Origin of the sequence: Rothia sp. HMSC069C10 (genome assembly GCF_001812205.1) — a bacterium.
GTDB lineage: Bacteria > Actinomycetota > Actinomycetes > Actinomycetales > Micrococcaceae > Rothia > Rothia mucilaginosa.
In genome coordinates this window covers 405,892-421,144 of sequence record NZ_KV808297.1, presented here as the reverse complement: position 1 = coordinate 421,144, position 15,253 = coordinate 405,892, and the positions used below count along the sequence as shown (strand labels likewise).

11 protein-coding genes are annotated in these 15,253 nt (G+C 60.9%); 9 read left to right on the top strand and 2 right to left on the bottom strand.

What is annotated here, in order from left to right:
• The coding region (locus HMPREF2842_RS03890) for a hypothetical protein (protein WP_246823177.1) at positions 1-1,338 on the bottom strand (1,338 nt) is incomplete at its 3' end.
• A gap of 254 nt (positions 1,339-1,592) precedes the next feature.
• Between HMPREF2842_RS03890 and HMPREF2842_RS03885 the strand changes: the two genes are divergently transcribed.
• The 3 genes from HMPREF2842_RS03885 to HMPREF2842_RS03875 all read left to right on the top strand — a co-directional run bounded on the left by HMPREF2842_RS03885 (position 1,593) and on the right by HMPREF2842_RS03875 (position 3,625).
• Positions 1,593-2,159 carry an NUDIX hydrolase gene (locus HMPREF2842_RS03885; protein ID WP_210398786.1) on the top strand — a complete coding sequence of 189 codons (567 nt, stop codon included), beginning with the start codon at positions 1,593-1,595 and terminating at the stop codon, positions 2,157-2,159.
• 147 nt (positions 2,160-2,306) lie between these two features.
• Positions 2,307-2,894 carry an LOG family protein gene (locus tag HMPREF2842_RS03880; RefSeq protein WP_070642853.1) on the top strand — a complete coding sequence of 196 codons (588 nt, stop codon included), beginning with the start codon at positions 2,307-2,309 and terminating at the stop codon, positions 2,892-2,894.
• A 26-nt stretch (positions 2,895-2,920) separates the two neighbouring features.
• Complete coding sequence (locus HMPREF2842_RS03875; protein WP_070642850.1) at positions 2,921-3,625, top strand: pyroglutamyl-peptidase I; 705 nt, start codon at positions 2,921-2,923, stop codon at positions 3,623-3,625.
• 132 nt (positions 3,626-3,757) lie between these two features.
• Here the strand turns inward: HMPREF2842_RS03875 and pgi are convergent, their stop codons facing one another.
• On the bottom strand, positions 3,758-5,434 hold the full coding sequence (pgi, locus tag HMPREF2842_RS03870; protein WP_070642848.1) for a glucose-6-phosphate isomerase: 1,677 nt from the start codon (positions 5,432-5,434) through the stop codon (positions 3,758-3,760).
• 395 nt (positions 5,435-5,829) lie between these two features.
• On the opposite strand from pgi, the gene HMPREF2842_RS03865 reads away from it, so the two are divergent.
• From HMPREF2842_RS03865 to dapC, 6 genes are all read left to right on the top strand, one after another.
• Entirely contained in the window at positions 5,830-8,001 is a 2,172-nt protein-coding gene (locus HMPREF2842_RS03865; RefSeq protein ID WP_070642846.1) for an acyltransferase family protein, read from the top strand.
• Positions 8,002-8,204: 203 nt separating this feature from the next.
• Positions 8,205-9,170: an NAD(+) diphosphatase gene (locus HMPREF2842_RS03860; protein ID WP_070642844.1), complete on the top strand. Its 966-nt coding sequence runs from the start codon at positions 8,205-8,207 to the stop codon at positions 9,168-9,170.
• 210 nt (positions 9,171-9,380) lie between these two features.
• Positions 9,381-11,294 carry a translational GTPase TypA gene (gene typA, locus HMPREF2842_RS03855; RefSeq protein ID WP_049347061.1) on the top strand — a complete coding sequence of 638 codons (1,914 nt, stop codon included), beginning with the start codon at positions 9,381-9,383 and terminating at the stop codon, positions 11,292-11,294.
• Between the two features lie 351 nt (positions 11,295-11,645).
• Positions 11,646-12,995, top strand: coding sequence for a PIG-L family deacetylase (locus HMPREF2842_RS03850; RefSeq protein ID WP_070633826.1), 1,350 nt, complete (start codon positions 11,646-11,648; stop codon positions 12,993-12,995).
• Positions 12,996-13,493: 498 nt separating this feature from the next.
• Complete coding sequence (gene fdxA / locus HMPREF2842_RS03845; RefSeq protein WP_005505213.1) at positions 13,494-13,814, top strand: ferredoxin; 321 nt, start codon at positions 13,494-13,496, stop codon at positions 13,812-13,814.
• 193 nt (positions 13,815-14,007) lie between these two features.
• Positions 14,008-15,147, top strand: coding sequence for a succinyldiaminopimelate transaminase (gene dapC, locus HMPREF2842_RS03840; protein WP_070642841.1), 1,140 nt, complete (start codon positions 14,008-14,010; stop codon positions 15,145-15,147).
• Positions 15,148-15,253 lie beyond the last annotated feature (106 nt).

The window sequence follows — 15,253 nt, the reverse complement described above, 5'->3', positions numbered from 1 at the left end:
TACACCCACGGTTGCTTCCGGCAGGGGTGCCACGGTGGGTGCGTCAGTGGGGTTCACACCGATGGTTGCTTCCGGCAGGGGTGCTACGGTCGGTGCGTCGGTCGGGTTTACACCCACGGTTGCTTCCGGCAGGGGTGCTACGGTCGGTGCGTCGGTCGGGTTTACACCGATGGTTGCTTCCGGCAGCGCAGGAACGGTGGGTGCGTCGGTCGGGTTTACACCGATGGTTGCTTCCGGCAGTGCAGGAACGGTGGGTGCGTCAGTGGGGTTTACACCGATGGTTGCTTCCGGCAGGGGTGCTACGGTCGGTGCGTCAGTGGGGTTTACACCGATGGTTGCCTCCGGCAAGGGCGCTACGGTGGGCGCGTCGGTCGGGTTCACGCCAACGGTTGCTTCCGGCAGCGGTGCTACGGTGGGTGCATCGGTCGGGTTAACACCCACGGTTGCCTCGGGCAGAGGTGCCACCGTCGGGGCATCGGTCGGAACCGCCGAAACCACGGGCTCCTGCGCGAAAAGCTCAAGAGGCTTCTGAGCATCAAACGAACCGTACTCGGCACCCTCAACGCCGGCAGCCATGGTGCCCGCAATGTACTTGTGAGAGGTATTCAGCGTCGCCGCAACATCCGCCGGAACCTTCACCTCCGTCTCAAAGACACCGTTGTGAATCTGCGAAGCAGGTACCGTCACCTGAGCCACGAAACGCATACCCTGCTGGGGAAAACGGCCGGGAACCCACACATTCGTATCAGACACCACCACACGCACACCGTGCGGGGTCGCCTCACCCGTGTAGCCGGTACCGCGCACCTTCAACACGGTCTCACCCTTGGTGTTCAGACGCGGGGAATCCACGTGCAGAACCGGTGCGGCGCTATCCTTCACAACGTTCATGCGCAGAACCTGACCGCCACCGTAACCATCAACGATGATATTAGCGACGAAGCTATAGTTCTTCGCCGGGTCAATCAGGCTACCGGGAACGTAATGGGTCGCAGTCGCCGTGCCGTCCTTGAACGGGCCGTCAACGCGCACCGTCTGAATCGGGTTCAGAAACGGGAAACCCCTATGGTTTGCCTCATGCAAAGCCGGGGCGAAAGCGGTAGTTTTCGCGGGCAGTTTCGATGCCTTGAACGTAATCTTGTTCAGACGCAGGGCGGTCTTCAACTCACGGGTGTTGGTCTCAACCTTGTAGTTGTAGACCGTAATAACCGGCGGGTTATCCGGATTCGGGGTATTCGCTGCCGCAACAGAAGGCAGAGCGCCCAGGCTCAAGGAGGCGGCAAGAAGAACAGAAGCGCCGGCGCTACCGTAGCGGCGGGCACGAGAAGAGTTAGCCATCACGAAGTTCCTTCTACATGAGTGATTGAGCGATTCGCACTCTTCCTGTATCGCGCCAAGTCGAGTGCGTATACGGTACCGCGACATCGCGGTTAATTACACCGTAACACGCACCTAAACGCATGAACCGGACATAAGATAACTCGCCGAAATATTACGTAAAACCACTACCCGCAGGGCACACAATAGGGCGGATGAATAAGACAAACACGCACAGCGCCGGGCAGAAGACAGGGAAATGCTAGGGTAGAAAGATGCCCACGCAGAAGAACCCGCAGAACCAGAACCCGCAGAACCGAGTAGAAGCAGCCCAGCCTGCTCAGCCCGCCCAGGCAGCTGAGCCCGCCGAGCGCAACGCTACTGAGCACAGCGCCATCGACAGCACGCACCGCGTCGTGAACGTATGCGCCGTGGCAATCCGCAACCGGGACGGGCTCGTACTCACCGTGCGCAAACAGGGTAGCGACGGGTTCATGATGCCCGGCGGCAAACCCGAACCGGGGGAAACCCCGCTACAGACCGCCTGCCGCGAAGTGAGCGAAGAAATCGGGCTCACCCCCAACCCTGCCCGGATGCACCACCTCGGACTGCTGGAAGCGGCGGCGCTGAACGAGGCAGGCTTTACGGTGCGCGCCGAAACCTTCGAATACGCCCCCACCGATGAGCAGCACGAGCAGCTGGTTACGCTGGTGCCGCAGGCCGAAATCGCTGAGCTGCGCTGGGTTAACCCCGCCATGAGCAACCCCTCCGATAGCGCCGCGCAGGCACCGCTGAATACCGAGCAGATCTTCCCGCTGCTGGCACGCACCCCGCTACCGTAACCACCGCGCCCAACGTGCCCCCTGACCTGGCGGGCGGCACACATGAGGTACACAGGTACATCCGGTACCCTCAACACAGAACACCGCGAGGAGAAGCCGCCACGCAGCGACGCGTACGGTACCCTCGCCCACCCCTCAAGGAGAACCATGAAGAAGACTGACTACAACCTTGCCGTCTACTGCGGTGCACGCTCCGGCAACGACCCGCTCTTCACCGAGCGCGCCCGCGAGCTCGGCACCCTCTGCGCCCAGAACAACATTGGTGTGGTCTACGGTGGCGGCCGCACCGGCCTGATGGGCACCGTCGCGGGCGCAACCCTGGACGCCGGCGGCGTGGTTTACGGCGTGGTCACCCACAAGCTCGTCGGACTGGAGGGCGTGTACCCCGGCCAGACCACCCTCGACATCGTGGACACCATGCACCAGCGTAAAATCGCCATGATCGAGAAGGCTGACGCGTTCGTCGCAATGCCCGGCGGTCCCGGCACCCTCGAAGAATTCTTTGAAGTTTTCAGCTGGCAGTTCCTCGACATTCACTCCAAGCCGGTCGCCCTGCTGAACGTCAACGGCTACTGGGACAAGCTCATCGACGCCATGCACTACATGGCGTCCACCGGTCTGCTCAACGAACGCTACCTGGACGAGCTCATTATCGCGACCACCCCCGAGGAGCTGCTGGAGGCGCTTGCTAAGGACCTGGAACGCCGCGCCGCAGCAAAGAACGCTACTGAATAAAACCACCGCAGAAAACGAGATTGACTATGGCAACCACCCCCAACCAGGCACGCACCCTGCTGCTGACCTTCTTCGGCCCGTTCCCCGGTTTGCCCGTGAACCCCACCGTGGCGCTCGCTGAGGGTGCCCAGCGTCTGCTGACCCGGATACGCCCGGACCTGAACGTCATCACCCGCGAGCTGCCCGTCAGCTACGACGGATCCAGCACCGCCCTGCGTGCCGCCCTGCAGGAGGTGCAGCCCGACGCGCTCATCAGCCTGGGTGTGGCGGTCGGTCGTGACGTGGTTAGCCTCGAACAGGTCGCTATCAACCTGGATTCCGCGGGCATTGAGGATAACGATGGCGACCAGCGCTGCGATGAGCCGATCGCTCCGGGTGGTCAGGAGGCGTACTTCTCCTCCCTGCCGGTGCGCGCCAGCTACGAGCGTCTGCGTGTGGCGGGGGAGCCGGTCGAGATTTCGTACACCGCCGGAACCTACGTGTGCAACCACGTGTTCTATGAGGGCCAGCGCATCAGCCGTGAACTGGGGCTGAGCATCCCCGCCGGGTTCGTGCATGTGCCCGCAACCCGTGCTGACGGTGAAGAGACCACCGAAGACACCGGCATGACTGCTCACCGTGAGGCCGGTGGCGTGGTGCGTGATGAGCGGGGCATCCCGCAGCTGCCCGAATCCACCGTGGTGCGCATTATTGCGGAGGTCGCCTCGGACACCCTGCCCGCCGTGGACTAGCAGCACGGGGTCAGCCAGAACTTTGGAAGATACAACGAAACCGCCGGATAGCCTCCCAAACGGGAGCCTATCCGGCGGTTTGTGCATCCTACACCTGCAGGCTATAAAACCCACGGGCGTAGGTCTGAACTACTACTTGGTGCGGTTCTTCAGGTAGTAGTCAATCAGCGAAGCGGTCGAAGAATCCTGACGAGCCAGAACCTCGCGGTCACCCTCAATAGCGGGAACCAAATCCAGAGCCAGCTTCTTACCGAGCTCAACACCCCACTGGTCGAAGGAGTCAATACCCCAAACAACACCCTGAACGAAGGTGATGTGCTCGTACAGGGCAATCAGGGAGCCCAGAACGCGCGGGGTCAGGCGCGGCGCCATGATGGAGGTGGAGGGGCGGTTACCGCTGAAGATACGTGCGTTGACCACGTGCTCTGCGGTGCCCTCTGCGCGAACCTCTTCCTCGGTCTTGCCGAAGGCGAGAGCCTGAGACTGTGCGAAGAAGTTAGCCAGGAACAGCTCGTGAACGTCCTGCTCGCCGTCCTTGGTCGGGTGTACCGGGTTAGCGAATGCCAGGAAGTCCGCGGGAATCAGGCGGGTACCCTGGTGGATCAGCTGGTAGAAAGCGTGCTGGCCGTTGGTACCGGGCTCGCCCCAGAACACTTCACCGGTTGCGTAGTTGACGAAGGAGCCGTCCGCGCGAACGGACTTGCCGTTGGACTCCATGGTCAGCTGCTGCAGGTATGCGGGGAAGCGGTGCAGGTACTGGTCGTAGGGCAGAACCGCGTGGGTCTCAGCACCCAGGAAGTTCACGTTCCAAATGTTCAGCAGACCCATCAGAACGGGTACGTTCTGAGCCAGGGGAGCGGTGCGGAAGTGCTCATCCATTGCGTGGAAGCCTGCGAGGAAGTCAGCGAAAACCTTCGGGCCGAAAACGATAGCCAGGGAGGTACCGATCGCGGAGTCTACAGAGTAGCGGCCGCCAACCCAGTCCCAGAAGCCGAAAGCGTTCTCGGGGTCGATGCCGAATGCTGCGACCTTATCCAGTGCGGTGGAGACAGCCACGAAGTGCTTAGCCACAGCCTCGGATGCTTCCTTACCTTCCAGAGCGCCAGCCTCAGCCAGTGCGGACAGCAGCCACTCGCGTGCCACGCGTGCGTTGGTGAGGGTTTCGAGGGTGCCGAAAGTCTTGGAAGCGACGATGAATAGAGTAGTCTCGGGGTCCAGGCCGGAGACCTTCTCAGCCACGTCGGTCGGGTCAATGTTGGAGATGAAGCGTGCGGTGATGCCTGCATCAGCGTAGGGCTTGAGAGCCTCGTACACCATGACCGGGCCCAGGTCGGAGCCACCGATACCGATGTTCACAACGGTCTCGATGCGCTTGCCGGTGATACCGGTCCACTCGCCGTTGCGCACGCGCTCAGCGAATGCGTAGATCTTCTTCAGCACGGCGTGAACGTCTGCGTCTACGTCCTGGCCGTCAACGGTCAGTGCGGGGGTGTAACCCTCGGGGCGGCGCAGCGCGGTGTGCAGTACTGCGCGGTCCTCGGTGACGTTAATGTGCTCGCCGGAGAACATCGCCTCGCGAGCCTGCTCCAGCTTGACCTCTTCAGCGAGCTTGACCAGCAGCTCGACGGTCTCGGAGGTAATCAGGTTCTTGGACAGGTCGACGTGCAGTTCGTCGGCGGTGAAGCTGAGCTTCTGCGCGCGTTCCGGGTCAGCGGCAAACCATTCGCGCAGGTTCGGAGTGAGGGATTTGTGATGAGCGGACAGAGCGGACCACGCGGAGGTGGTCGTGGGGTCAATAGAAGTAGTCATGGTTCCATTCTCTTATTTTCGGGTGCCTATGTCACCTCTTTGGAGGGTGATATGGGACGATACGGCGAAAAAATCGAAACCTGGCACTGCTGTGAGCGGCACAGAAAAGAAGTGAGCAATTCGAAGAAATCGAAGATGGTGACATGCCTTGTCGGGTGTGTATCCACCGGCAGAGGGAATGAGCCGCAGAGGGACTGGGAGAAAGCCCACAATCTTTGAAGTTTCACTTTAAAGAACATTAGACTATATAGTTCAAAGAATCTTAGACCAGGGCTCAAAGTATCTGGGGTCATGAAACACCCCAAGAAATATCCACTAGATGCTCATATACAGCGTTCTACCCGGTACGACTTTTGGGGTAGAGGCTAAGCCTTTAACACTCAGGACAACCAAACATGGCATTTAATCTTTTCAAGGGGATTCGTGTGTCCAAAACCGACCAGAATCCTCCCTACGAATCTTTCCTGGAAAGTCGCGGCTTCCGCCCTGAAATCCAGGGTCTTCGTGCGTTCGCAGTACTGCTTGTCGTGATCTACCATGTGTGGGTGGGTAAGGTGTCCGGCGGAGTGGATGTCTTTCTCTTCATTTCCGCATTCCTGCTTTCGCTTTCCTTCATGCGGAAAATCAATGAGGGTAAGCCCCTCAAGCTCCTGAACTACTGGACCCACGTGTTCACCCGTCTGCTGCCCGCAGCGTCGGTCGTGATTCTGCTGACCCTCGCCGGTAGCTTCCTGGTGCTCTCGCCGACCATCTGGAGCGCACGTGCCGTGGACGCGCAGGCGTCCCTGTTCTACTGGCAGAACTGGAACCTGGCGAATAACTCGGTGAATTACTTTGCCTCTAACACCGGCGGCAAGTCGCCCTTCCTGCACTTCTGGTCCCTGTCCATTCAGGGTCAGATCTTCCTGCTGTGGCCGGTGCTCTTCGCAATCGCCGCTCTGCTGGTGAAGAAGACTCGTATCAAGCCGGTACCCGCTGCCGTGCTGGTCTTCGGCCTAGTCTTCTGCGCATCCTTCGCGTTCTCCGTCTGGGAGACCAAGAACTTCGCGGCATACGCCTACTTTGACACCCGCACCCGCCTCTGGGAGTTCGCGGTCGGTACCCTGCTCGCCATCATGACCCTCAAGTGGAAGCCCGCGCACATGGGCACCCGCGTGGCCATGGGCTGGATCGGTACCATCGGTCTGATTACCTGCGGTGCCGTGCTGCCCGTGGAGAAGGCATTCCCCGGCTTCCTGGCGCTGTGGCCGATTCTCTCCGGCGCGCTGGTCATTATTGCCGGCCGCACCGACCACAAGTTCGCAATTGACCGCCTGCTGGTGTCCAAGCCGCTGCTGAACCTGGGCAACATTTCCTACGCCCTGTACCTGGTGCACTGGCCCATGCTCGTGCTGTACAGCGCCGCCGTGGGTAAGCCGCGCGTCTCCTTCCTCGAAGGCACCGTACTGATTGCTGCATCGATTGGCCTGGCGTGGGTTCTGAACCGCTTCGTGGAGAAGCCCCTGCGCTCGGCATCCGATAACTTCCTACCGGCACTCGCCTCCAAGCTGAAGTTCAAGCGCCCCGTGACCTCCTACGCAGCGTGGGCTGGCAATATTGCGTTCGTCGCAGCAATTCTTGCCCTGATCGCACCGACCGTGCTCGGTACCCGCGCACTGGCTGAGCAGCGTGACGCGCAGGTCATCAGCAATGCGATGGCTAGCGTCCAGAATGATGTCGACACCTACCCCGGTGCGCGTGCGCTCTCACCCGATAAGGAACTCGTTGAGGCTGATCCTATACCGAAGAATGCGACTATTACTAGTCTATTCGTCCCCTGGGATACCGGCTGTAAGGGCTCTTATGTTCTGACTAATGAACAATTGGATATTAGCTGCGGCTACACGAAGAACGCTTCCGATGATGCGCCTCTCTTTGCCGTGGTGGGTAGCTCTCATGCCTTGCAGAAGACAGAAGCTCTGAAAGGCATTTCTAAGCAGGTGGGTGCCAACCAGCTCAATCTGTTGCTAACCGGCTGCCCCTATCCTTTCACCCAGCCTGCGAATACGGTGAATGGGTTCATGAAGCGTTGCATCCCGTTCAGTGAGAATGCGACCGCTGAAATTCTGGCGGCCAAGCCCTCTACTGTATTTATTATTTCGACCACCACAGCAGCAACCGCTGAGGGCGAAACCGTAGACCCCGGTCTAGACGAGACTTTGCGCAAGCTAACCGACGCAGGTATTCAGGTTATTGGTATTCGCGATAACCCGCGTTTCGCCTCTGACATGTACATGTGTGCTATGAAAGCGAAGAATATCGATGACTGCTCTGAACCGGTGGAAGCAAAGTACGGTGAGGACCCTGCCGCCCCGATTTTCGCCAAGTACGCTGACCGCGGTGCCTACCAGATCGATCTGAAGGATGTGTATTGCCCCGACGGCAAGTGCTCGGTCCTGCAGGGCAACGTGTACATGTACGCCGACTCGAACCACCTGACGAATGTCTACGAGGCAACCCTGACCGATATTATCTACGAGCGTGCCCTTGCCGCTGGTTGGGACCCGAAGGGAACCACCGCAAAGTAACGCACCTGATAAGATTGTGAAGAGTGCAGTGCCCCCTTCCACCGTGTGTGGGAGGGGGCTTTGCTGTGCCCTGAGGTCTTTCTGGAACGTGGGTCGGGAAAGGAACGCTGGTCGGGAAGGAAACGCTGGTTTTTGCTTTTTGTCATGCGAACGTGAGCTACAGCCGCGCAACGAAGGAGCACGAGCGGAGTAGAGTAAAACCTATGACTTCTTCACCTGAACACGCACCCGCTGATGCTCACACGCCCACTGGCACTCGCGCGTTGCGCTACCTGCTCATCTCCCGCGCGGGAGAGACCCTCCTCAACGACGACGGAACCCTGCACTACCTGACCGGTAGCAATGCTGCCGAGCCGCTGGCCGAGGACGCTATCCTGGCGCGCAGCGTGATTCGCCCCGCCGCCTATGGCGCAGATGCGGAGAAGAACAGTGAGGCAGAGAAGAACGGGGCGCAGGTGCACGTGCTCTATTGCGAGGACAAAACCCTCGCGCAAGTCGCCGCCGACCTGAACAACTCTCGGGTGCGCGCCTCCGCCAGTGGCTTCCGCTACTACCCGGTCCATGATGACCCGGAAGGCCGCGCCCACTACGCCACCGCCCTGGCACGCCGCGACTACCTCATCGACATGCGCTACTCCGCATACAGCGGCGAGGAAGCGCCCCTCGGCTCCAAGGGAATCCGCCGCACCGCCTCCGGCGAGATGGTGTTCCCCCGCATCGAACCCGCCGTCATGGCGCTGGTGACCAGCCGCGACGGCGAGCGCGTGCTACTGGCGAATAACCGCCAGTGGCACCCCAACCGCTTCGCCCTCATTGCCGGTTTCGTTGACCCTGGCGAGAACCTCGAAGAGGCAATCGCCCGCGAAGTCTACGAAGAAACCGGCCTGCACGCCCTCAGCACCGAGTACCGTATGAGCGATGTGTGGCCTTTCCCGCGTTCGCTCATGATTTGCTACCGGGTGCGCGTGGATGAGAACGAAACCATCATCCACCACGACGGTGAGATTCGTGCCGCACGCTGGTTCACCGCCGCTGAGCTGCGTGAGGCGATTGCTATTTCGGAGGAACGTGGCAACAGTGACGAGGATGACCCCGCCAAGCTGGAGCTGCCCGGCACGAACGCCGTCGCTCGCCGCATGATTGATGAGTGGCTCGCAGAAAAGCCCTAGTGATACACTGGTAGCTAAGCCCAACGGAGGGGGGTCCGTTTTGGCGTGCCCGGAAACGTTCTCATCGCAGAGCGGGTCCATCGGCAAACACCCAAACCGGCAACGACCACCAGATACCTATCTGTGGGTACTGCCCTGTGACCCCCTGCGCTGTCTAGAGCGCACCCGTTGGCAAGACTATCCCCTAGATTTAAGCGAGAAACTTAACGCATGTCTGAAAACACCGCTTCGCGCCCCGACCTTCGCAATGTGGCTATCGTGGCACACGTTGACCACGGCAAGACCACCATCGTCGACGCGATGCTGCAGCAGACCCACGCCTTCTCTGCCCACGCAGATGTTGAAGACCGAGTCATGGACTCCGGCGACCTCGAAAAGGAAAAGGGCATCACCATTCTGGCGAAGAACACCACCGTGTTCTACAACGGCCCTTCCGCCAACGGTGAGACCATCACCATTAACGTTATTGACACCCCCGGCCACGCCGACTTCGGTGGCGAGGTGGAGCGCGGCCTGTCCATGGTTGACGGCGTTGTGCTGCTCGTGGACGCATCCGAAGGTCCGCTGCCCCAGACCCGCTTCGTGCTGCGTAAGGCACTGGCTGCTAAGCTGCCCGTGATCCTCGTGGTGAACAAGGTGGACCGCCCCGACTCCCGTATCGACGAGGTCGTTGGCGAGTCCATGGACCTGCTGCTCGGCCTGGCATCTGACCTGGCGGACGAGGTTCCTGACCTGGACCTGGACGCTGTGCTGAACGTTCCGGTAGTGTACGCATCCGGTAAGGCTGGCGCTGCATCCCTGAACCAGCCCGCAGACGGCCAGCTGCCCGACAACGACGACCTTGAGCCGCTGTTCAAGACCATCATCGAGCACGTGCCCGCCCCCACCTACGACCCCAACGAGGTTCTGCAGGCACACGTGACCAACCTGGACTCCTCCCCGTTCCTGGGTCGTCTGGCACTGGTCCGTATCTTCAACGGCACCCTGAAGAAGGGCCAGACCGTTGCGTGGGCACGTCACGACGGTGAAATCAAGAACGTCCGCATCTCCGAGCTGCTGGCTACCAAGGCTCTCGAGCGTGTACCCGCAGAGTCCGCTGGCCCCGGCGAAATCGTCGCAGTGGCTGGTATCGAGGACATCACCATTGGTGAAACCCTCACCGACGCTGAGAACCCCAAGCCCCTGCCGCTAATCAAGGTGGACGATCCCGCGATCTCCATGACCATCGGTATTAACACCTCCCCGCTGGCTGGCCGCGTCAAGGGCGCAAAGGTCACCGCACGTCAGGTGAAGGACCGCCTGGACCGCGAGCTGATCGGTAACGTGTCCATCAAGGTTCTGCCCACCCAGCGTCCGGACGCGTGGGAAGTTCAGGGCCGTGGCGAGCTCGCCCTGGCTATCCTCGTGGAGCAGATGCGCCGCGAAGGCTTCGAGCTGACCGTGGGTAAGCCCCAGGTGGTTACCAAGACCATCGACGGCAAGGTCTACGAGCCCATGGAGCACATGATCATTGACGTGCCCGAGGAGTACCTGGGCGCTGTCACCCAGCTGATGGCTGCACGTAAGGGCCGCATGGAGAACATGGCGAACCACGGTACCGGTTGGGTCCGTATGGAGTTCGCTGTTCCCGCACGTGGTCTGATTGGTTTCCGTACCCAGTTCCTGACTGAGACCCGCGGTGCCGGTATTTCTTCCTCCTACTCGATTGAGCACGAGCCGTGGGCTGGCGACATTGAGTACCGCACCAACGGTTCGCTGATTGCTGACCGTGCCGGCGTGGTGACCCCCTACGCGATGATCAACCTGCAGGAGCGTGGCACCTTCTTCGTGGAGCCCACCTCCGAGGTGTACGAGGGCATGATCGTTGGTATGAACTCCCGTGCAGACGACATGGAAGTTAACATCACCAAGGAAAAGAAGCTGACCAACATGCGTTCTTCGACCGCGGACAACTTCGAAAACCTGACCCCGCCGAAGAAGCTGACCCTGGAAGAGTGCCTGGAGTTCGCTCGTGAAGACGAGTGCGTTGAGGTGACCCCCGAGGCGATTCGTATCCGCAAGGTTATCCTGGATTCCAACGAGCGTGTCCGCGAGTTCCGCCGCCGCGCCCGTGCGAACGACTAATACTGCCGAAGTTACTTCCTAGTGGTTGTAACTGTCGCATAGAGCCGCCGCTACCTTCTGTATGGAAGGTGGCGGCGGTTCTGTTTAACCGCCCCGATTCGTTCGGGAGATAACGGCGGGGCGGCGGGAGAGAAAGGGGGAGGTGAACAGGGCTCTTCTGCTTTCTGTCTAAAACTGCTTTCGAAAAGCCTGAACACCTCGCGCTGTACATGCGAGTGTGTAAGATAAAATAATGCGCCTGCACGGTGGCGGCACCCGTCCGCTACTCAACGTCTGCTGATCAACGATGTAAATTGCTGGCGCGCTTTGACTGTCCAAGAAACCCAACCCTGCGTATGAGAGGGAAAGCCTGTGTCTGAACCCGAGAACACTCAGCCTGATTCTGCGACCCCCAGCTACCCCACGCAGGGTGAGCGCATCGCCCCCGGATCGCGCCGTGACCTGCTGCCGAATAACTACGATGCGAAGAAGGCGCGCATCCTGTTTGTGCACGCACACCCGGACGACGAAACCTCCTCGACCGGCGCAACCATGGCGTACTACGCGCAGAAGGGTGCTGAGGTGTATCTGCTGACCGCGACCCGTGGCGAGCTGGGTGAGGTCATCCCCGAGGAGCTGCACCACCTGGAGGTCGGTAAGCCCGGTTGCCGCGATAACGGTGAGGCGCTGGGCGAGTACCGCACGGGTGAGCTTGCCGGCGCTATCAAGGCGCTGGGCGTGAAGAAGCAGTTCTTCCTGGGGCAGGAACCCGCCGTTGCGGAGGGCACGTTGCCGCTGTACCGTGACTCCGGCATGGCGTGGGGCCCGGAGGGTAAGCCCGTCGCCAACCCGGTGGCGGCGGCTGATTCGTTGACCGCGCAGCCGCTGGAACCGCAGGCTCAGGCTCTGGTTGCCGCTATCCGCGCCCTCAACCCGGATGTTCTGGTCACCTACGATTCGGACGGCGGCTACGGCCACCCCGACCACGTGCGCGTGTACGAGATCGTGCACCGCGCCCTGCAGATTCTTGAAGATGACGAGGACCGCCCGATTCTCACCTGGGGTATTGAGGGCGAGTTCGATACGGCTGATCAGCGCGTGCAGGCGGCAATCTATGGTGACGGCACCGCCAAGCGCAAGGCGATGGAGGCGCACCGCACCCAGATTACGGTGGTGGACGAGAAGACTTTCGAGTACTCGAATAAGGTGCCGCAGAAGATTTCTGCCGTGGAGACTTTCCGTGTGCTCGACGGTGACCCGACCGCGACCGTGCACCCGAAGCCGCAGGAGGCTGGTCTGGTGGCGGGCATTCTGACCGGCTCGATTCTGGGTATTTTTGCCGGTATTGCCGGGTCGATTTACCACGCTTGGGTCGTGTATGCGGGGGATACCGCCCTGCCCCTCGGCTTGCTGGTGGCGTACCTGACGGTGTTCTTTACCGCCCTGTGGTGTGCCCTGTCGTTGCGTCGCGGCTACGCGGCGGCGGTCGTGGCTGTTGCAGTGTTCGTGACCGTGTACGTGCTCGGTTACGGTCGCCCCGATTCGCCGTTTGTTTTGGTGAACCCGGGCCATTCGGCGATTGGCTTCTACGGTGCCCTGTGGTGGTTTGGTGCCCCGGTTGCGGCGATGCTGGGCATGCTCGTGTACACGCGCGCTCGCGTGAAGGACGCACAGTATTTCTCGCCGCGTGCGGCGCATCAGCGTGCGCGCGCTAAGAAGTAGCTTGAAGGCTATTACTATGTCATAACGTGGGGGAGGGGCGTTCCGGTCTGCCGGGGCGCCCCTCCTGCTGTTTTGGGCGCGGCACAGTTGCTGTCTTCTGCCCCCGCCGGACAGAGGCCCGGATAGCGGAAAATAGGGAAGAAAATTTATGCGTTATTCGGTGAATTTAGCGGGGTGGAAATAGTGGCGACCTCATCAAAAAATTCATGTGACGAAGATTTCATTTTTGGCTTAATCTATTTTTAAAAGCCTGCCGACTAGCCGTAATGCAAATAAATACCAGGTCAGCCTAGCCTAAAAAATACCCCCATAAACCCAATGACCCACTGTCTGATACACCACGAAAATACTGTTAAACAGTCAGCGCGCGATAGACTATACACAGACTTCCCCGCCGGGTACCACCTACTCGGCGGTTTACTCTGTAGATTTTGCCCTGCAGCAGACGACCCGCAGACCGGCGGGCACGGGGCGAACAGCTTCTAGAAAGGCACACCAATGACCTACGTAATCGCGCTTCCCTGCGTGGATGTCAAAGACCGCGCATGCGTTGAAGAATGCCCCGTCGACTGCATCTACGAAGGCGAACGCACCCTGTACATCCACCCGGATGAGTGCGTGGACTGCGGCGCCTGCGAGCCCGTCTGCCCCGTAGAAGCAATCTACTACGAAGACGACGTCCCCGAAGAGTGGAGCGAATACGTCAGCGCCAACGCAGACTTCTTCGACGACCTGGGTTCCCCGGGCGGCGCAGCAAAGCTCGGCCCCACCGGCAAGGACGTGCCCTTCATCGCGGCGCTGCCCCCTCGTGGCGAGTAATCCCTGCGGCGAATAATAGCGACAACCGCATAGACTGACCGCACCCGCTAACGGGTGCCAAGAGCCTCCATCACAGCACCCGGTGCCCACGCACCGTCTAGGCGCTGGAATGGAGGCTCTTGCTGTAGGCACGCCAGCGCACGGACGCTAGACTAAAATGACGAAAACTATTCCCAAGCAACCAGGTGACACAATGACTTACGGCCTGAACCTGCCCGAATACCCCTGGGAGGCGCTCGCCCCCTACCGCGCAACCGCGGCCGCCCACCCGGACGGCCCGGTGGACCTGTCCATCGGCACCCCGGTTGACCCGACCCCGCAGAACATTCGCGAGGCGCTGGCGGCTGCCTCTGACGCTCCCGGCTACCCGACCACCCACGGCACCCCCGCCCTGCGTGAGGCTATTGCCGAGTGGTTTGAGCGCCGACGCGGCGTGAAGGGCCTGAGCCCGGAGGCAATCATGCCCACGGTCGGCTCGAAGGAGCTCGTGGCGTGGCTGCCGTTCCTGCTGGGTCTGGGCCCGGGCGATGTGGTCGTGTACCCGCGCGTTGCGTACCCCACCTACGATATGGGTGCCCGCTTCGCCCGCGCCGAGTCCGTGCCCGCCGATAGCTTGGATGAGCTGGACGCTGACACCCGCAGCCGTGTGAAGCTGATTTGGGTGAACTCCCCGGCGAACCCGAACGGCACGGTCCGTACCGTGGAGCAGCTGCGTGAGATTGTGGCGCAGGCGCGCGAAATCGGTGCCGTGGTGGCATCCGATGAATGCTACGCGGAGCTCGGTTGGGGTGCCTGGGATGAGGCGCGCGGCGGTCAGCCGGTGCCGTCCATCCTGGATCCGCGCGTGTGTGACGGCGACTTCACCGGCCTGTTCGCGGTGTACTCGCTGTCGAAGCAGTCGAACCTCGCCGGTTACCGTGCCGCGTTCATTGCCGGTGCCCCCGAGCTGATGCCGAACCTGATTAATAGCCGCAAGCACGCCGGCATGATTGTGCCCGCACCCGTGCAGGCCGCGATGATGGTTGCGCTGGCTGATGAGGCGCACGTGGCGGCGCAGAAGGACCTGTACCGTGCCCGCCGCGAGGTACTGCAGGAGGCGATTGCCGCCGCCGGTGGCCGCATCGAGAATTCTGAGGCTGGCCTGTACCTGTGGACCACTTTCGGTGAGTCCACCTGGGATTCGATTGGTCGCTTGGCGGAGCTGGGTATTATTGCTGGCCCCGGCGTGTTCTACGGCGAGGACGGCGAAGGCTACGTGCGTATTGCCCTGACCGCTTCTGATGAGGCGGTGGCGAAGGCTGCTGAGCGTCTGAAGGCATCGGCCGCTAAGTAGCCCCGACGGGTCTAACTAGCCCGCATAGCAGAAAGCCCCCGCACCCTCCCGAAAGGGGAGTGCGGGGGCTTTGCCGTATCCGCTGATTGTCGTTGGCTGAGGAGCC